At 61.4% G+C, this 17776-nt stretch carries 17 protein-coding genes; all 17 read left to right on the top strand.

Annotation, left to right across the window (positions count from 1 at the left end; all coding sequences use genetic code 11):
* Position 1 precedes the first annotated feature (1 nt).
* Positions 2-559, top strand: coding sequence for a VG15 protein (locus ACYVKI_RS10770; RefSeq protein WP_460690527.1), 558 nt, complete (start codon positions 2-4; stop codon positions 557-559).
* 106 nt (positions 560-665) lie between these two features.
* Positions 666-1172 (top strand): hypothetical protein, encoded by a 507-nt coding sequence (locus tag ACYVKI_RS10775; RefSeq protein ID WP_460690348.1) that lies wholly within the window; start codon positions 666-668, stop codon positions 1170-1172.
* An 11-nt stretch (positions 1173-1183) separates the two neighbouring features.
* Positions 1184-1537 (top strand): hypothetical protein, encoded by a 354-nt coding sequence (locus tag ACYVKI_RS10780; protein WP_460690349.1) that lies wholly within the window; start codon positions 1184-1186, stop codon positions 1535-1537.
* Positions 1537-2520 (top strand): major capsid protein, encoded by a 984-nt coding sequence (locus tag ACYVKI_RS10785; RefSeq protein ID WP_460690350.1) that lies wholly within the window; start codon positions 1537-1539, stop codon positions 2518-2520. The genes ACYVKI_RS10780 and ACYVKI_RS10785 overlap by 1 nt, the downstream gene beginning before the upstream one ends.
* A 1096-nt stretch (positions 2521-3616) precedes the next feature.
* Positions 3617-4036, top strand: a complete 420-nt coding sequence (locus ACYVKI_RS10790; RefSeq protein ID WP_460690351.1) for a hypothetical protein — start codon at positions 3617-3619, stop codon at positions 4034-4036.
* 30 nt (positions 4037-4066) lie between these two features.
* Positions 4067-4735 (top strand): hypothetical protein, encoded by a 669-nt coding sequence (locus ACYVKI_RS10795; protein WP_460690352.1) that lies wholly within the window; start codon positions 4067-4069, stop codon positions 4733-4735.
* A gap of 86 nt (positions 4736-4821) precedes the next feature.
* Positions 4822-5001, top strand: a complete 180-nt coding sequence (locus ACYVKI_RS10800) for a hypothetical protein (protein WP_460690353.1) — start codon at positions 4822-4824, stop codon at positions 4999-5001.
* Positions 5002-5025: 24 nt separating this feature from the next.
* Positions 5026-5358 carry a hypothetical protein gene (locus ACYVKI_RS10805; RefSeq protein ID WP_460690354.1) on the top strand — a complete coding sequence of 111 codons (333 nt, stop codon included), beginning with the start codon at positions 5026-5028 and terminating at the stop codon, positions 5356-5358.
* Positions 5359-5513: 155 nt separating this feature from the next.
* Positions 5514-5840: a hypothetical protein gene (locus ACYVKI_RS10810; protein ID WP_460690355.1), complete on the top strand. Its 327-nt coding sequence runs from the start codon at positions 5514-5516 to the stop codon at positions 5838-5840.
* 31 nt (positions 5841-5871) lie between these two features.
* Positions 5872-9663 (top strand): phage tail tape measure protein, encoded by a 3792-nt coding sequence (locus ACYVKI_RS10815; RefSeq protein WP_460690356.1) that lies wholly within the window; start codon positions 5872-5874, stop codon positions 9661-9663.
* A gap of 265 nt (positions 9664-9928) precedes the next feature.
* A complete protein-coding gene (locus ACYVKI_RS10820) occupies positions 9929-10543 on the top strand; it encodes a hypothetical protein (RefSeq protein ID WP_460690357.1) in 615 nt (204 codons plus the stop codon).
* 8 nt (positions 10544-10551) lie between these two features.
* Positions 10552-11613 carry a hypothetical protein gene (locus ACYVKI_RS10825; RefSeq protein WP_460690358.1) on the top strand — a complete coding sequence of 354 codons (1062 nt, stop codon included), beginning with the start codon at positions 10552-10554 and terminating at the stop codon, positions 11611-11613.
* A 4-nt stretch (positions 11614-11617) separates the two neighbouring features.
* A complete protein-coding gene (locus ACYVKI_RS10830) occupies positions 11618-12832 on the top strand; it encodes a hypothetical protein (protein ID WP_460690359.1) in 1215 nt (404 codons plus the stop codon).
* Entirely contained in the window at positions 12832-14049 is a 1218-nt protein-coding gene (locus ACYVKI_RS10835) for a hypothetical protein (protein WP_460690360.1), read from the top strand. Before ACYVKI_RS10830 ends, ACYVKI_RS10835 begins: the two co-directional genes overlap by 1 nt.
* Complete coding sequence (locus ACYVKI_RS10840; protein WP_460690361.1) at positions 14046-14696, top strand: hypothetical protein; 651 nt, start codon at positions 14046-14048, stop codon at positions 14694-14696. Before ACYVKI_RS10835 ends, ACYVKI_RS10840 begins: the two co-directional genes overlap by 4 nt.
* A 287-nt stretch (positions 14697-14983) precedes the next feature.
* Positions 14984-17428 carry a serine hydrolase gene (locus tag ACYVKI_RS10845; protein WP_460690362.1) on the top strand — a complete coding sequence of 815 codons (2445 nt, stop codon included), beginning with the start codon at positions 14984-14986 and terminating at the stop codon, positions 17426-17428.
* A 10-nt stretch (positions 17429-17438) separates the two neighbouring features.
* Positions 17439-17684 (top strand): hypothetical protein, encoded by a 246-nt coding sequence (locus tag ACYVKI_RS10850; protein ID WP_460690363.1) that lies wholly within the window; start codon positions 17439-17441, stop codon positions 17682-17684.
* Positions 17685-17776: the final 92 nt, after the last annotated feature.

Here is a 17776-nt window from a genome sequence, read left to right on the forward strand (position 1 = left end):
GATGCTTGCGGCTCATGTTGAGGAGTTGCGGCGCTTCAATGAGCGCGTGTTGCGTGGGCTTCCGGGGACGTTGCGGGAGCTGGAGGGGCGTCTTGCGGGTGGTTCGCCTGAGCTTGTCCGGGATGGGCTGTTGGAGCTCGTGCCGGGTGTGGCTGACCGGTATGGCCGGGTAATGGCTGAGGGCACCGCTGACTGGTATGAGCGTGCCCGTGTTGCGGTCGTTGGTGGCTCGTTTGTGGCGGTTCCTGCTGATCTTCCTGACCCTGATGTGGTGCAGCGGAACGTGCGGTGGGCGGCTGGAGCGCTGTTTGTTGAGGACCGGGTGTCGCCGTTTCAGACGCTTGAGGGTCCGCTGATCCGTCAGGTGATGGGCGTTGGCCGTAACACGGTTTCGCTGAATGCTCGGGCGGACCGTCGGGCGCGTGGCTGGCAGCGGCAGGCGCGGGCTGATTCTTGTGCCAGGTGTCAGGACTTGTCGGGCAACATCTATCCGGGTGGGGATGCTGATTTCCCTGCGCACGACAATTGCCGGTGTGTCGCGGTTCCTGTGTTCCGCTGACCCGGCTCCTCATTCTTCCGCCCTGCGGGGTGGCGTGTTAACCGGCCGTAACCGGTGTTCTTGGCCTAGGAGGCCGTAACTCCGACATTTTGAGGAAGGCATCGCTATGTCTGAAACCGAGCAGAGCCCGAATTTTCCGAAGACTCAGGAGGAGCTGGATCGGATTATTCAAGAGCGTGTGGCGTCTAAGAATCGCCGTATCCAGGAGCTTGAGGCGGACCTGTCGAAGGTGTCGTCTGAGCGGGATGCGGCGAGGTCCGATGTTGCTGCTCGTGATGAGTCGATCCAGGCGCTTGAGAAGGATAAGGGCGCGTTGTCTCGTGAGGTGCTTGTGACGCGGGTGGCTCACGAGAAGGGCGTTCCTGCCCGGTGGCTGTCTGGTGAAGATGAGGATTCGCTGCGCTCGTCTGCGGATGACTGGCTGTCTGATGCGCGCGGTGTCGGTGGTGCGACCAATGAGCCGCCTGGCGATCCCGGCGGCACTGGGGACGGGGCGACCACTGAGCCTCCGCATGAGCCGGTGCCTTCCGCTGGGACGGGCGGAGAGAAGCCTCCGCGACCTTCCTACGACGAAGTTAAACAGAGGGCCTATGAGAGGGCCAAGAACCTTTAAGGAGTGCCGATATGGCTTACTTCAAGGTCCATGATTCGGAGTTGGGTGCGAATGATCGCACTTGGCTTGGGTCGGACCACAATATTCGTAAGACGCACGTGCTGAACGCTGCTGAGTTCTCGGGGGATGTGGTTCCCTCGGGCACTCCGGTGGAGCTGGACGAGAACGGTCTTGCTGTCCCGTATGACACTGGTCAGCTGCGCGGGTTCCTGTACAGCGACTACCCGCTGGAGCACGGGGACTACCCGGTTGCTGTGGTTGTTCACGGCGACATCAAGGTCGGCAACCTGCCGGTCGAGTTCACTCCGACCGCTGGCAACGCGTTCACGTATAACGTTCCTGTTTCTGAGGGGGGTGAGGGCTGATGGGTGACAACCTTCTCTATGATGTTGACCCGGTTGAGCTGACTGCTACTGCTCGTGGCGTCCAGGACGCTATCGAGGAGAACAGCATCACCGCTCAGCTCCTCCCGCGCGAGACCACTACTAAGCCTGCCGTGGAGTTCACGGTTGGTGCGGAGCGGTTCTCTAAGGGTTCGACGTTCCGCGCGTTTGACGCGGAGTCGAACCGGGCGCATTCCTATGGTGGCGAGAAGCGGTCTGCGTTCCTTCAGCCGCAGTCCATCAAGGAGTCGATTGGGGAGCTTGAGTTCCTTGGTCGGGCTGGTTCGTCTGGTGATGACGCGCTGTCTGCTCGTGTTGATCAGATCATCCGCAACCTTGTGCGTCGGATGATTCTTGATCTGGATGGGCTGCGTGGTCAGGCTCTGCTGACTGGCGGGGTTGTGGTGGAGTTCGAGGATGGTGGGTCGCAGACGATTGATTATGGTCGTCGGTCTGATTTCACTAAGACTGCTTCCACCCTGTGGTCGGATGAGGCTGCGGACCCGATTGCGGACCTGGAGACTTGGCGTGATGAGTACGTGGAGGAGAACGGCGAGGAGCCGTCTCATCTGATCGTGCCGCGTCGGGTGGTGTCTGCGCTGATGCGTAACGAGAACATCCGTGACTACTTGGGGGCTACGACTTTCGTGTCTCAGGAGTCGCTGGGGTCGGTGCTGGCTTCTCATGGTCTGCCGTCGCTGACGGTGCACTCGTCTCGGACGTTCTCTCAGGATCACATCCTGTTCGCCACGAGTGGTATTGACGCTCTGGGTTCGACCGTGTGGGGCACTACGTCTGACCCGCATGGTGACTATGAGGCGCTGGGCGCATCTCTGCCGGGAATTGTGATTGGTTCTTACCGTCAGAATGACCCTGATACTCAGATCATTCGTGCGAATGCTACTGTTCTGCCGCTGCTGAAGAATGCGAACCTGTCGCTGTCGGCGCAGGTTCTTTCTTCCTGACGCCTGGTCGCATTGACGGCCCTCAGCCTTTCGGGGCTGGGGGCCGTTGGTGTGCCAGCAGCCTTTAGGGGGGTTGGTATGGCGGCAGTGTGGTTGCAGGTTGCGGATGTTCGTTCTCGTGCTTTGGGTTCTGATTCCGAGTATTCGGATGAGGACATTGAGGTACTGCTGGAGGACGCTGAGGATTTGGCGTTGCAGTCGTTCCCTGATCTGGCGGAGCGGGTGTCGGCGGGCAAGCCGAGTGTGGCGCGTGTGCGCAGGGTGTTGGCGAATGTGGTGGTGCGGAAGCTCCGTAACCCGGAGGGTATTCGCACGATTCAGGACTCTACTGGCCCGTTCTCGGGGTCCACGACTTTCGCTGGTGATAACCCAGGGGAGATGTATCTGACGGACGAGGATAAGCGGGCGTTGTCTCCTCCTGGGGCTCAGGGTCGGCGGGCGTTCTCGGTTCGTCCTCGGTATGGGCTGGGGTGATCGGTGATGCGGCATAACGTTCGTCGCCGGTTTCTTCGTCCGGGCCGTGACTATGTGAAGCCGTCGCGGCTTGTTGGTGCTCGTGATGCGTGGGGCCAGCCGGTTCCGGGGCAATGGGATGAGTCGCCTTTGCCGGAGGCCTTGTTTGCTCCTGGTGCGTCGTCTGAGGAGACGATGCTCTCGGATGTGACGGAGCATAAGGCACGGCTGTTCTTTCATGAGTATGTGCCGGTTGATTCGTCTGACCGTATCCGTATTCCGGGGCATGGTGATTGGGCGGTTGTTGGCCGTCCGAACCATTGGCGGATGGGTACCGTTTTGATGTTGGAGCGTGCCACATGACAGGTAGTAGGTGGCAGGCGGACCCTCGTGGGTTTGAGCAGTTCATGCGGTCTCAGGCGCTCTCTGACGCGATGCTGAAGGTCGCGGCTGATATGGCCCGTCAGGCGGAGGGTGCGGGGCGCAGTTCGTATGAGGCTCGTCCACGGGTGGTCACTGCTGGTTGGCGGAACACGGCTCGGTCTGGGGCCGAGGTCGTGGAGACGAGACGCAGTTGGGCGGATGTCCATAACCGACGTCTTGTGAACATCGCTAAGCAGTATCGGATGCGGGGTGGCGGCTGATGCAAGATGAGGTTTTCCCGTGTGGCGTCCGTGGCCTGTTCTCGCTGCTGTCCGTTGGCGATGTTGCGGGTTTCCCGGTGCGGCCGCAGTTGATTGTTCCTGACGATCTTTCTGATGTCAGCAAGCCTGTGGTGGTCCATATTCAGCGGGTCAATGCGACGGTGGGCGCGATTGATCGGGTAGAGGAAGTGCGGCTGACGGTGTATGGGTTCCAGCCGTTGCAGTCTCAGGACATTGCTGAGGCGATTATTTCTTATGTGACGGGTGATGGTGTTTCGTCGCCTCCTTTTGAGGATGTCCCGTCGTTCTATTTTGATTCGATCCGGCAGCGTGTGGGGCCGTCCGCGATGGACTGGCCGGATCAGATTTTCCCGGTGGCTATGACGCTGGATATCCGGGCACGCCCAATTTCTTTCTGATAATGCCGTGACCTGTTAGGGGTTCTCATTATGGCTACTTTTGACACGATTCATGCCGAGGCTCACAGTCGCGGCAATATTCCGAAAGCGATTAAGTCGCTTTCGTTTCTGGCGCGACGCTCTGAGGTGGAGCCACCGGAGTCTCTGTTCCTCGCTGATGGGGAGCTGGTGGACCTCATTGCGGAGGGGTTCACGTATGGCGGGTATGTGACCACGGATGGTTTCAGCTTTGACCGTGAAGACAGCAACAGCGAGGTGTCGGCGCACGGTGAGATGTCGCCTGTGCGTGAAGACCTCCAGTCGGTTGAGCGCACCGTGGGTGTCACCTTCCTGGAGTCCCGTAAGCGGATCATCCAGGAGCTTGCTGACGGTGCCGACTACTCCGGCGTGGAGGTCGGGGAGCACGAGCTGGTCAAGCACAAGGCTGAGGCTCCCATGCATGACGACTGGTGCCTGGTGGTGATCGCTATCGACGGGCCTGCGGGGAATGAGCACCTGATGGGCAAGGTCTTCCCGACTGTGAAGGTCTCGTCTGTTGGTGGTGAGCAGTGGGGCGGCGACGACGCTATCAGCCGCGAGTTCACTTTCCGGGTGTTCCGTGATGACGAGCTGGGTGTGCCGGAGATTGAGATTGAGGGCGGCGCTAAGTTCCTTGCTCGCGCTGAGTCTATGGGCTGGACCGTCCCGACCGCTGGCTGATCTAGCTAGCGCTTTAGACCGGGTGCCGCCGTTTCATTGGGTGGGCGGCGGCACCCTTTCTAACATCCAATATCAGGAGCTCAAATATGGCTAAGTACACGCTCGTGAAGGGCAATCAGACGCGCACGGTGGGCACTGAGGCGGAGCGCCGCTCGATGCTCGTGCAGGGCTGGTCAGAGAAGCAGGCGAAGGGCAAGCCGGTGGGCGAGGTGCAGGTGGAAGTGAAGCCGACCCCGAAGCCTGCCCCGAAGCCGGACGACAAGTAAGCGATCTACGGAGGGACACACCCAATGGCTGTAATCAAGACGAAGGCGCTGCGTGATCGCCGCCCGAAGTCAGAAGACATCATCGTCGAGACCACACAGGGGCGACAGATCAAGTTCCTGTCCCCACTGAAGCGCAAGGGTCATGACGGCCTGGACACGCTACAGAAAATGGCTGACGCGGAGGCGTCAGAAGACATCCGGGCGTTGTTCGAAATGCTCGCGGAGAACGGCCTCGATGACCTGGAGAAGTTCTTTGAGGACGACGACGCGAGCCTGGAAGACCTGCTCGACGTGATCCAGGAAGTGTCGAAGGTGATCCAGGAGCAGGCCGGGTCTCTGGGGGAATCGAAGGCCTAGCGGACCTGCTCGACAGGTATCGGCGTCCTATCACGTCGGACCTGTTGGAGGTGTACGGGATTGACGTTGATGAGGAGCTGGCGAACTACCGGTACGGGTGGTTGCTGGATCGCATCTTGGATTTGCCGGACCCGTACTCCAGGTTCCGTGAGGCCATGTCTGAGGATGAGGAATACGCGGAGCTTCTGCTGGAGCTGGAGGAGTCCCGTAAGGCGATGGAGGGTGCTAGCTCGCGCCTCCGATATTCGCAGGTCGGGTTCCGGGAATCACTGCTGATGAGTATCGACTCCACACTGAAGGCAATCCGCGCCGAGGCCCCGATTATTGCGGCCCGCTCGAATGGCGGCAAAGCGGGCAAGCCGAAGTACCCGGACCCGTGGCCGCTTCCTGTTCCGGCGGTTGATCGGCTGCGCGCCAGGCGTGAAAAGGCTAAGGCTGATGCTTTTGCGCGCTTGTTTGGCGTCCCGGATGAAGACTTGTGATGTCCCAGTAAACGCATAGAGGAGGGCACCCATGTCCGTTGTTGGTTCTGTCGCGGTGCGTGTGGTGCCCTCCATGCGGGGGTTTGGTCCGACTCTGGCGCGTGAGGGTGGCCCGGCGGTGACGAAGCAGGGGCTTCTCCTGGGTGCTGGGCTGGGGAAGTCCATGGCTAAGGGTCTGGCTATTGGTGGCGCGGCTCTGACTGCTGCTGTGGCCGGTTTCGCTGGGTATGGGCTGAAGGAGTTCGCGAAGTTCGAGAAGGGCATGAATGAGGTGTTCACTCTTCTGCCTGGCATCTCTGAGCAGGCGATGCAGCAGATGAGTGATGACGTGCGCGAGTTTTCCCGCGAGATGGGTATTGCGCATGATCAGGCTGTTCCGGCTTTGTATTCGGCGATCTCTGCGGGTATTCCGCGTGAGAATGTTTTTGACTTTATGGAGGTGGCCGCTCAGGCGGCTGTCGGTGGCGTGACTGACATGGAGACCGCTGTTGATGGTCTCACGTCGGTGATGAACGCTTATGGGCAGGAGAACATGTCGGCGCAGGAGGCGTCTGACCTGATGTTCACTGCGGTTCGTTTGGGCAAGACGAACTTTGAGGAGCTGTCGGGGTCGCTGTACAACGTGCTGCCGACTGCTTCTGCGCTGGGTGTTGAGTTCGGTGATGTGACGGCGGCTATGGCGTCGATGACTGCGCAGGGTACGCCTACCAGTGTTGCGACGACCCAGTTGCGGCAGATGATGGTGGAGCTGTCGAAGGACGGCGGGGCTGTCTCTGAGGTTTTCCAGGAGGTCGCGGGGAAGTCTTTCAAGGAGTTTGTTGCTGAGGGTGGCAACACTCAGGAGGCTTTGGCGCTTCTGCATCAGCACGCCCAGGACACGGGCGTTGGTATCAATGATTTGTTTGGTTCGGTGGAGGCTGGTAATGCGGCCCTGGCCCTGTCTGGGGATAACGCGTCCGGGTATGCGGACAATATCGCTGAAATGGCGGACTCTGCTGGTGCCACTGCTGATGCGTATGACGGCATGGATGAGGGTATTGCCCGTGCGATGGAGCGTATTGGCATCTTGCTGAAGGATGCTTCGCTTGAGTTGGCGGACAACATTGCTCCAGCGTTCCATCGCTTCGCGGATTTCTTGCAGGACAATTTGCCGAAGGCTGTTGATTTCGCGTCCGGCTTGTTTGAGTCTCTGGGTGACATCCTGGGGGAGATTGCTGAGGGCGTCGGCGCGTTCCGTGATGCGTGGAATGACGCGGATGGTGATGTCACGAGGTCGGGTTTCCCTGGGTTTATGGAGCGCGTGGCGTTCCATGCCCGCTCGGCGTGGGAGAGGCTGCTTGATTTTGGTGGCTGGTTGTCTGATAACCGGGGCACGATTCTTGGGTTCGCTTCAACTCTTGGCGGACTGGTGTTGGGCATCTATGCGGCGCGTACGGCGATTGCGATTGTGCGTACGGCTAAGGCTTTGTGGGCCGCGCAGAACGCGATCCTGTTGCTTTCAACGATTGCTCTGTCTGGTGGTATCCGGGGTATCGGTCTGGCGATCCGGTCTATCCCGGTTATCGGGTGGATCATCACGCTGATCGGTGCGCTGGGTGGTTTCTTCGCGTGGTTCTTTACGCAGACGGAGACGGGGCAGCGTTGGTGGGAGACCGCCTGGGACGCAATCAAGACGGCCACTGCGTTCGTTGTCGATTGGTTCATGGAGACGGCGCTTCCGATTCTTCAGCGCGTGTGGGACGGCATCATGATCGGCTTGAATTGGCTGAATGATCATGTGATTCAGCCTGTCTGGTCTGCGATTAAGTTTGGCTTCAGCATCTTGGTATCTGCGATTAAATGGTACTGGGAGAATGTTCTGCAGCCTACATTCAGTGTTATTGCAACTGTCGCTGTGTGGCTGTGGGAGAACGTTATTAAGCCCGCCTGGGGTCATATTCAGACCGCCTGGGGAATCTTGGTGGACTATATCTCTTGGTACTGGGAGAACGTTCTGAAGCCCACCTGGGACACGATAGCCACGGTTGCGGTCTGGCTTTGGGAGAACGTGCTGCGTCCGGCTTTTCATCATATCCGGGATGCGTGGGGTCGCATGGTGGACCGGATCAAGTGGTACTGGGACAACATTCTTTCGCCTGTTATTACCCTAGTGGCCGACATCATCATGTGGCTGTGGAATAACGTGGCTAAGCCTTACTTCAGGAACATTTGGGAAGGCTTTAAGGTCATGGCCGGGTGGGTTAGCCACCATTGGCGCGAGACGATTAAGCCCGCTCTGGACAGGTTCATGGAGGTTGTGGGGGTTCTGTGGAAGTCCCACATTAAGCCGACTCTGGAGTGGATCAGCGACAAGTGGGATTGGGTCTCTGGGAAGATTAAGGGCTTCTGGGAAGACACGATCAAGCCTGCCTTGAGCGAGTTCAAGGATTTCATCGTGGATGAAGTTGTTCCTCGTGTGGAGCAGGGCGTTGACATGATTCGGTCTGCGTGGGAGAAGGTTGCTAACTTCTTCCGCACGCCTATTAACTGGGTTATTCGCACTGTATGGAATGGCGGAATTGTCAAGGCGTTTAATGCTGTGGCTAACGCTGTTGACTCTGAGGCTCGTCTTGGTGAGATTTCAGAGATTGGCAAGTTTGGTCGGAGCGATTCTAGCTCTGGTGCCCATGATACGGGGCCGATGCTTCAGCGGCGCTTCGCTGTGGGTGGTGCCGTAATTGGTGCGGGCACTGGCACGTCGGATGACATTCTGGCGCGGCTCTCTAATGGGGAGCATGTGTTGACTGCTGATGAGGTCAAGCGTCTTGGTGGTCAGGATGCGGTTTATGATCTGCGTCGGCGTATCCGGCGTGGTGATGATGTGCAGCCTGAGGTGTCTGAGCGGTTGGCGGGGTCGTCTCCGTCTGAGGCTCTGTTGCCGATGGGTGGCCCGCTGGATGGCCTGCTTAGTGCCTGGCGTTCTGTGAGTTCTGTCGTTGATTTGGTGCGCGGCAATTTTGTTGATTGGGCGCGCAGCTTGGCGATGCCGCTGGTCGAGTCGTTGACGGGCAAGCTTGGTGGGTTTGGTCTGCTGGGTGAGCTTGGTGGGGACTGGATGGCTCATATGGTTGGCTCGGTGTTTGATTGGGCTAAGGGTGAGGATGATAAGGCGGGCGAGTTTGGCTCGTTTGATGGTGCTTTCACTGGTCCGACTGGTGATTGGCGGCGTCCGTCTAAGGGGCCGATCACGTCGTGGTATGGGCCGCGTTGGGGCACGATTCACAGTGGTATTGATATCGCTGGTGGTGGCCCGACCTACGCGGCTTATAACGGCGTGGTGAGCCGTACGGGTTGGAACATTGTTCCGGGTCGTACGGGCATCGGCATCCTGCTGAATCATGGTGGCGGGATGCACACTTACTATGGGCATAACCCTGTTGGTGGTGTGCGTGTTTCGCCTGGTGATCAGGTGTCCGCTGGTCAGCATATTGGCGCGCAGGGTGCAACCGGAAATGTGACGGGTACTCACTTGCACTGGGAGCTGCATCGTGGCGGCGTTGGTCGTGCGGTCAATGTGAACTCGATGTTCCGTGACAAGGGCGGCCTGATTTATCCGGGCATGAACCTGGTCAGGAATGAGACTGGCGGCGCTGAATATGTGTTCAACCAAAGCCAGTTCGACAATCTGAATCGGATTGCAGAGCGCGGCGGGTCTGCTGGGCCTGGTCTGACTGTGAATCAGTACGGCATGGACTACCGGGATTCGCGTGGCGTGGTGAGCGAGTTCGCTAAGGCTACGCGACGCGCTGAGCGAGGGGGTGCACATGCGGTTCCGCATTCGTGATATCGAGTTCGGCTCGCACCCCAACGGGAGGCACGGTCCGATCCTGGTGCGGTCCTTTGACCCTGCGGGGGCTGAGGTCCGCACCAGGGATAATCCGCGTCTTGGTAGGGATGGTGTTCTGCCGGGCCGGGATTTCCTGGGTGGCGCGACCTGGGCGTTTGAGCTGTCTACGAATGTGAAGCGGGCTTCTGAGGCGCGTGACGTGTACTCACAGCTCCAAGCGATCTGGCATGACCCAGCTACCCGGGGTGCTGCTGGTGAGCTTGTGGCGTTGGACTATGAGGCTCGGGGCACGAACGAGTGGCGCAGGGTGTACGGCAGGCCGCGCTCGTTCGACCCGGCCCGTGGTGACGTGCTGATGACTCAGGGGCGCGCTGATTTCGGGTGCGAGTTCGAGGTGTTGGACCCGCGCTTCTATTCCGGCAGCGAGTCAGGGTTGCGTGAGGTGACGCTGACTCATACGGGGGAGATGACGGGTGGTTTCTATGCCCCGTTCTCTGCCCCTATCGCTACTCAGGGTGGCACGGGGCAGCAGTCTGGTTCGTTGACGAATCTGGGCACGGTGGATTCCCCGGCGCACATCGTGTTCCGGGGGCCTGTGACTGATCCGAGGGTGTCGTCTGAGACGGGCTGGGAGGTCGGCGCGACGGGGCACCTGAAGCACGATGAGCGGCTGGAGATTGATCCGATTCGTCACACGGTGCGCCTCTACGACGGGGACGGTATCGGGCGGACGGCGTTCAGTCGGCTGACCCGCCGGTCTCAGCTCTCCAGTATCAGTATCCCGCCGGGCACGACGAACGTGTTTTTCTCCGGCCTTGACGACACGAACAGTTCTACGGCGGTCATCCAGTGGCGTGACGCCTACCAGTCCTTCTAGGAGGCAGCATGTCTTTGCAGCGTGTACCGCTGATGGTTAATGGGGGCACTGGTGAGGGGCAGCAGGTTCTTCACAGCGCTGGTGTGATGCGGCAGGGCATGTTCTCTGCATTGGGTGGTCAGACGGGCATCATTGGGCCGGGGTCTTTGGAGGTTGCGGCTGGTGCGACTCCGGGGCCTTTTGTGACGGTTGGCCCTGGCGCGGGGACGATCACTTATGCGCAGGGTCAGGGCAACCGGCAGGACCGCGCCTACGCCAGCGCGCCGGATCAGCTTGTGCCGGTGCGGTGCGACTCACTGACTCAGGTGGACATCGAGCCGACCTCTAGTGCTGGTGGTCGTACTGACCTGGTGTGCATCGAGATAAATGACCCGGAGTTCGAGGGCACGTCCGGCACGGTGGACTACGCGACTCATGAGTTCGTCCGCTTCCGGGTGATCCAGGGCGTCTCCACGACGACCCGATACCCGTGGCAGCTCTCGTCCCTGCCCCGCCCGGTTTTGCCTCTGGCACGGGTCCACATCCCGGCGTCTACGGCAACGATCACTAACGACATGATCCAGGACGTCCGCAGGGTGTCGAAGCCAAATTCGGAGGCTGTGAAGATGCTTTCCCCGGCCAACCCGTCCGGCGGGAACATCGAAATCGGCCCCGAGGAGACTGATTGGGTCACGATTGCGACATTCACGGACATTGAAGTCCCAGCGTGGGCGACGTACTCGAAAATCTCCATGACGCTTACTCACGCCTATGCGGTCGGCGGGAAGGTGGGCGGCGTGTTTCGAGTCTTGTCCACTGGGCAGAACGCGTCTGTCCCCACCCAGGCGTCTAATTTCATCGAGGACTCGTCGGGGTCTAATCGATTTTCTCTGCACTGCGCGGGGGAGATACGACTGCATCGCACGACACCGGGCGCGACCGCGACCATGGCGGTGCAGATTCGCAGGACCGGTGACCCGGCGGACCGTCCGGGGACTCTCAGAATCCCTGACTTCAGCTCTCACACGGCCATGCTCGACGGCTGGAGAGTATGGGAAGAGGGGCCGCGCTACAGCGTGAATGGAGCGTGATCTTATGGCCCGGTTCTGGGCGTACAAGCTCCCTGGGTGGACCCTGCTGGATGGCGACCTTCCGCTGAATAATGTGACGATCACCCGCGCACTCTCGACCCCTAAGTCTTTGGATGCTGACCTTGATCGCAGGTACGCGCACCTTTTGGACGACGAGGGTGACCCGCTTGTTCGTGAGTGGGGGACGGCGATTGTGTCGGAGGTCGCTGGCCGGGTTGATGTGTTCATTGTGGACGGGACTGTGACTGAGGGTGAGCAGGAGACGCTAGGCATCAGTGCGGGCGGTGTGTGTGCTTTCGCTAAGGATCAGCCGTGGTTGCCTGCGAATGCTGCTGTCCGATCGGCTTTGGCTGATCTGCACGCCGCGTCCGTGCCTCGTCCCAAGTCGCTTGAGTCTGGTGGCGAGTCGGGTGGCATCGGCTGGGTCTCCCGCACCGGCTCAATCTCCGCCGTGGAGGTGGACCCGCTGAACATGGTGCGCGCGATCTGGACGATGCTTCTCGCCGCGCCCCGCTCGGACCTGCGCCTGACCATTGACAGCACCCGTTCGCCTGTGCGGATAGGCGAGGAAGAACGCGACGTTGAATTCACCACCGGGGCTGGCGAGGGCGTCGAGTTCACGGCTGGCCCTTACAAGCTGTCCTGGCACAGCTCGCACGACATGGGCGGCGAGATTGACAGTCTGGCGCAGGAGACGCCTTTCGAGTGGGCGGAGGAATCCCGTTGGGACGGTGAGCAGCCGTCTACACGTATGCGGCTGTGGTACCCGTCGAAGCCGACGACCCGGAAGACGAGCCTGTTTTTCGAAGTCGGGGCGAATGTGGTCGGCATCTCCACGGTGGAGTTTCAGAAGCACGCATCTGTGGTGCTGGTGGCTGGTCAGGGGGAGGGGTCTGACCGTGTTCGCGCCCATGTCTCCGAGGTGACGAATCGTCTTCGGAGGGTTCACGTCGAGGCTGACCGGGGCATCCGCTCCAAGACCCGCGCCATAGAGCTGGGCCGGGAGCTGCTGGAGCATTACACATCCGCGCCGCTCATCTCAGAAATCACCGTCACTGATCACCCCGCCGCGAGGTTCGGAACATTCGATCTTGGCGACGTGATCACAGTGCGCGGCGACGTGGGATGGGTCCGCCTGGATGAGGACTACCGAATCGTTTCAATCTCGCACGACCTGACTGCGGAGACGCAGACGCTAGCCCTGGAGGTGTCCCCCTGATGTCGGACTCCATGGATTTCGCACGCCGTCTCTCTGCTGAGATTGCAGACCTCCGCAAGCAGGTAAAAACCCTCCAATCAGTGTCCATGCTGACTCACGCATCAATCGACGACGGGGCGCTGCGAGTGCGTGACCGCGAGGGCCGCATCAAGCAGGTCATCGGCAAGCAGCCTGATGGGTCGTTCGGGGATGAGGTGGTGGAGTCGGGGCCTCAGCCTCAGCCGACTGCTCCCGTGACGGAGGTCGCTACCGGGCTGGTGCAGGCGGGCTGGGATGGTGGTGTGACGTCCGGTCGCGTCCCGACGGCTTTCGGCCGTGTGCGGCTGTGGGGTGCACCGGGCACGAGTCCCGGCGTCTCTGAGGCGCGCCACCTGGGGTCTCTGCATGAGCGGTCTGGTGGCGCTGTGACCGTGAAGTTGGATGGTGGCCCGTGGCGTCTCTGGTGGGTGATGGTCGGCGCGGACGGCAAGACCGTGGGTCCGTTCTCTGAGCCGTCTGACGTGGTGATTGAGCCGCTGGTGGACGCGGGGGACATCGAGGCGCGTATCCAGGCGCTCACTGATGGTGAGCTGGATGACGCCGTATATGACAGCCTCATGGCGCGGTCGGCGGCTTTCATCGCGCTTGAGGCTGGGCAGATCATCTCGAATTCGTGGGCTGGCACGGTGGCGACTGCGCCGCTGGTCCAGTCTCATGATGCCCCGGAGACTGGATGGAAGTTGGACCCGGCGTCCGGGTTCCGCATGTGGAATGGGGGCGGCGGGCTCACCGCGAGGATCGACGGAGAGTCGAATTTCCTGCGCGGCGACCTGATGGCGGAGTCCATCGACTTGCAGGGCGCGCTCCGGGTGGGCAGCAGCTCTGAGGGTGGGATTGTCCCGACCGGTGAGGGGCGGATTCGCATTGAGGGGCGCATGCCTGACGATGCGGGAGCTTACGACCAGTTCGTCGCAGGCACCACGCCCTACTTTGAGCCGCCGACGACGATGCATGACGCCTGGGTAACTTATGCGGAGCCTGCACCGACCGGCAACCGCCTGCCGGTCGTTTCCACCAACCTTGCGTCCGGCTGGGGCGACCCGGCCGGACTGGTGGCGGTCTCTTCCATGTCGCGGCAGGCGGCGCAGTTCCGGTACTGGATGCAACCGCTTTTCTCCGGCGATGACCCGCCGCGCACCGCCGTGACTTACTTGGCGACTTGGGGGCAGAGCCTATGAGGATCGAGCATGACACTAATGACGCTGGCCAGGAGTGGCTGCGGATCACGCGAGACACCGGCACTGCGCACCTGATTCCACTGGAAGCTCTGTCCTCATGGGGCGAGCTGCTGGGCATCACAGACGCCCTGGACACCATCGAGGCAATCATCGGCTCACAGGCACGCGGCGGTGAGCCTGCCCCGGACATGTGGGACGCACCCTACCGGGCGGTCGCCCGTGTGGAGCGCGCCCGCGAGCGGGAAGCAGCTCGCGCGCTCATCGAGGGCAAGGCGGACGATCCGCGAAGCCCGGAGCTGCGAGCGGCGTTTCGCGCCCGCGAAATGCTGGGCGAGCAGCGAGCCGACCAGCAGCGGGCGCGTGACCTGCTGGGCGTGCCGACGCCAGCGCGTGACCCATCGGCGGTGCGGGGAGCCTGCCTGTCCTGCGAGGTGGACCCGCAGGACACGGGCGACCGGGAGCGGCTGCTGTCCCACGAGGACAGGGAAGAGCTCAGGGCGGTCGTCGCACCGCACCTGCCCGCGATTGAGGATCGGCGGCGGCGCTTCTGTCACACGCTGACCGGGCACCGCATCGACCCGCTACGACATGCGGGCTACCACATGACTCCCGGTAATCCGGGCAGCTGGGAGAGGAAGCATCAATGACGACAATCCGCGTGGCGATCAAGCACCCGTCGAGCGGTGAGTGGCTGGACGGCAGCGCAACTTTCACTGCCCAGCACTCCACTACGGGTAAGGCAGTGACAGACGACGGTGCTGTCGTGTCTGGGGTGCCGGTGCGTGTGGACGTGTCCGGCGACTCCACGACGGTGGACCTGATGCCCTCGCCTCCTGGGTGGTGGTATCGGGTCAACATCCGGGACGCCTCCGGCTGGTCTTTCAGCGAGCATGTGCGTGTCCCCGGCGAGGTGTCCGAGGCTGACTATGGGGACTTGGAGCGCATTGACCCAAAAGCCGGTCTGCCCTGGACACCCGACCCTGAGTGGTGGTCCTGGGCGCGGCGCATTGAGGCGCTGGGGGGCATCCCTGGGAAGTCTGCCAAGGAGATTATCGAGGAGCTGGACGGCACCTCCTACACGGATTCGGAGTTCAAGCAGGAGATTACCGGGCCGAGGGGCGACGCGGGCGAGGACGGATTGGACGGTCTGACCGCGCTGGATTTCTTTCGGCAGGATCAGGATGACCCGACGCTCACTTCCGAGGATATGCACGAGCATTACAGGGGGAAGACGGCCCACGAGCAGTGGGAGCAGCGCGAGGGGCACGACCCCGGCACCACTACCGTGCAAGACATGCTTGACTGGCTCCATGGCGACTCCGCCCTGGAGCTTTTTCGTGCAGACCAGGATGACCCCTCAGCCACCATCGAGGACATGTGGGAGTACCTGACCGGGCCGGAAGGACCAGAAGGCCCAGAGGGACCGGAGGGACCGAGGGGTAAGGACGTCGCCGCATGGGCCGCGCTCCTAGACCTCGCCGCACGCGACGGGTGGACCGCCGTCTACGACCCGACCAACCCGAACACCGTGGACCTCGACGAGAACGGCCGTGTTACCGAGCTCCGCGACGGCCTCGGAAACCTTCCGCCGCTCACGGCAGTGGGAGACGGGCCACTGCTCCACAAGGGCGAATACGGTCAGCTCGCCGGACTCTCCGGGGGCCTGCTGGACGTGGATTTCGGACAGGATCACTTCCCGCCCCTCACGATGATGACGGTGCACCGGCCCGCCGCGCCGACCGGCTCGTTGCAGTTCCTCACAGACGGGGAGTCAGGGCGGCGGCTCCGTAATTACATGGGGTCATCGGATCGCCGCTGGCGACATGCAAACTCGGCCTGGCGTTACGGTGGATTCACCGACCAGCGCCCCCACGTGCTCGCAGGCACATGGGACCAGTGGGACTCGACCTTCACTATCGACGGGCAGACCTCCCTGCGTGGCCTCTCCGGCGATGAGCAGCCCCTCGGTACCCTGACCATGGGCGGGCGTGTCGGCACAGGTCAGGACTGGGCCGGGTCTTGGGGCGTCCACCTGATCCACCTGGGCGGTGCTTCACGTGACGCGATGCTGCGGATGCACCACATGATCTATGGGGCCACCGGTATCCACCCCGGACTCCCCGCACTGAATCCTGAGACGGTGGCGCTCCACGTGGACGCCGACGACCGCATCAGGTTCGCTCAGGGCGACCCGGACGGATCATTCAATGGGGCGATTGCGTCGATGACGAAGATGATCACCTCGCTGGTCGTCCGTCACTACCTGCCCGACGAGGACCTGGACGACCTTCTGGAGGTCAAGGAAGAAGACTCATTCCACAGCACCTTTCAGCGTTTCGAGGCGGGAGACCTTATCTCCTGGAAGCATCTCATCCATGCGGCTGCGAAGGTGTCGGACAATGACGCTCCGGGCGTGCTCGCCAGGGCCACTGCTGAGGAATTCCTCATGGGTGACTACCCAGATTTCTCCCCCTATCAGGCATTTCTCCAGGAGGCAGACCGGCTCCTGAATCAGGAGTGGGGATGTCCCGGCGCGACGATGAGGCAAGCCACCGGCGGGGCGCGCATGTCTCCCCGTCAGGTGGCGCGAATCATGCGCATGATCCTGGATGATCCCGAGCTGCGGGAGGCTTTCGGCCCCTCAACGACTGTCTTCACGACACAGGGGGTCAATCCCCGCGAAATCACCCTGGAGCACGCGGCCCAGTTCTCGACCGGCACATGGATCGCCAAGAAAACCGGGACAGGAAACACCAGGAGGCACATCTGTGTCGCCTGGGAGCACCCCGAGGGCGGCGAGCACATCACCGTCATCCAGCATGTCTACCGGGATTCGTGGTTCCCGGACGGTCGGCCGGAGGATCAGGGCGACCGCGAGGACCAGTTCAGGCGGGTGCAGGACGCGATGCTGGGCGACCTGGTGCACATCGACCGTGCTTCATCTGAGCTGTCCGGGTCACAGGAAAAGACGACGCATCGGCGGGACATCACCGATGAGGTGGACGACGTCGAGCGTGAAGCACCGGAGGCATATCTGCACCTGGTCCGCACGGGATCAGCAGTGATGCTCCAGGTGCATCGAATAAAGTTTCCCCATGACGGTCCATTCAGTGAGGCTATCCCTTCCGGATTCCGACCCCCATTCACGCACCGATTCTCGGTGTCCGCCAGAAATGGGCCTGCTGAGAAAATACTGATTCTCCGAATTCGCCCGACCGGGACAATCTACATTGACTCCGATAATCACGACCAGGAAGACATCATTGATGACACGCTGACGTGGCTCGTCCCCTCAGAAACAAGCGAGGACTTCCCCAAGCCGCCATGGCCAGGGAAGCCGCTGAGAATCAGCCACGGCGAGGGCAACCCGTACACGTGAGGAGGCGAACATGACTGAGCCAGCCTTCGTAGCGATCCTTGGCGTCCTGGGTGTGATCCTGACTGCACTGGTGGCGATGATGGGACACCTTTACAAGCGCGTGCACGACATGCAACGCGAGATTGACATGCTCGTCAAAGCGCGCTCCACCGCCTGGGAGAACCGGGTACTGCTGGATAACCACATCGACGCGCTAGAGGACCACATCCGTAATGATATTGGTCCGCCGCCACCTGCCCGCCCAAAACTCACCTGAACCCCACATCGCTGGGGGTCTCATGCCCGAGGAGGCACCCATGGGAGACACCAAGGAGATCACCGTCCCGGAGATCGCCGACGAGGACGAGC

Source organism: Nesterenkonia suensis (assembly GCF_054782935.1).

Coding starts and splice junctions, on each gene's coding strand:
- ACYVKI_RS10770 (WP_460690527.1), top strand. CDS start 2: ATGCTTGCGGCTCATGTTGAGGAGTTGCGGCGCTTCAATGAGCGCGTG.
- ACYVKI_RS10775 (WP_460690348.1), top strand. CDS start 666: ATGTCTGAAACCGAGCAGAGCCCGAATTTTCCGAAGACTCAGGAGGAG.
- ACYVKI_RS10780 (WP_460690349.1), top strand. CDS start 1,184: ATGGCTTACTTCAAGGTCCATGATTCGGAGTTGGGTGCGAATGATCGC.
- ACYVKI_RS10785 (WP_460690350.1), top strand. CDS start 1,537: ATGGGTGACAACCTTCTCTATGATGTTGACCCGGTTGAGCTGACTGCT.
- ACYVKI_RS10790 (WP_460690351.1), top strand. CDS start 3,617: ATGCAAGATGAGGTTTTCCCGTGTGGCGTCCGTGGCCTGTTCTCGCTG.
- ACYVKI_RS10795 (WP_460690352.1), top strand. CDS start 4,067: ATGGCTACTTTTGACACGATTCATGCCGAGGCTCACAGTCGCGGCAAT.
- ACYVKI_RS10800 (WP_460690353.1), top strand. CDS start 4,822: ATGGCTAAGTACACGCTCGTGAAGGGCAATCAGACGCGCACGGTGGGC.
- ACYVKI_RS10805 (WP_460690354.1), top strand. CDS start 5,026: ATGGCTGTAATCAAGACGAAGGCGCTGCGTGATCGCCGCCCGAAGTCA.
- ACYVKI_RS10810 (WP_460690355.1), top strand. CDS start 5,514: ATGTCTGAGGATGAGGAATACGCGGAGCTTCTGCTGGAGCTGGAGGAG.
- ACYVKI_RS10815 (WP_460690356.1), top strand. CDS start 5,872: ATGTCCGTTGTTGGTTCTGTCGCGGTGCGTGTGGTGCCCTCCATGCGG.
- ACYVKI_RS10825 (WP_460690358.1), top strand. CDS start 10,552: ATGTCTTTGCAGCGTGTACCGCTGATGGTTAATGGGGGCACTGGTGAG.
- ACYVKI_RS10830 (WP_460690359.1), top strand. CDS start 11,618: ATGGCCCGGTTCTGGGCGTACAAGCTCCCTGGGTGGACCCTGCTGGAT.
- ACYVKI_RS10835 (WP_460690360.1), top strand. CDS start 12,832: ATGTCGGACTCCATGGATTTCGCACGCCGTCTCTCTGCTGAGATTGCA.
- ACYVKI_RS10840 (WP_460690361.1), top strand. CDS start 14,046: ATGAGGATCGAGCATGACACTAATGACGCTGGCCAGGAGTGGCTGCGG.
- ACYVKI_RS10850 (WP_460690363.1), top strand. CDS start 17,439: ATGACTGAGCCAGCCTTCGTAGCGATCCTTGGCGTCCTGGGTGTGATC.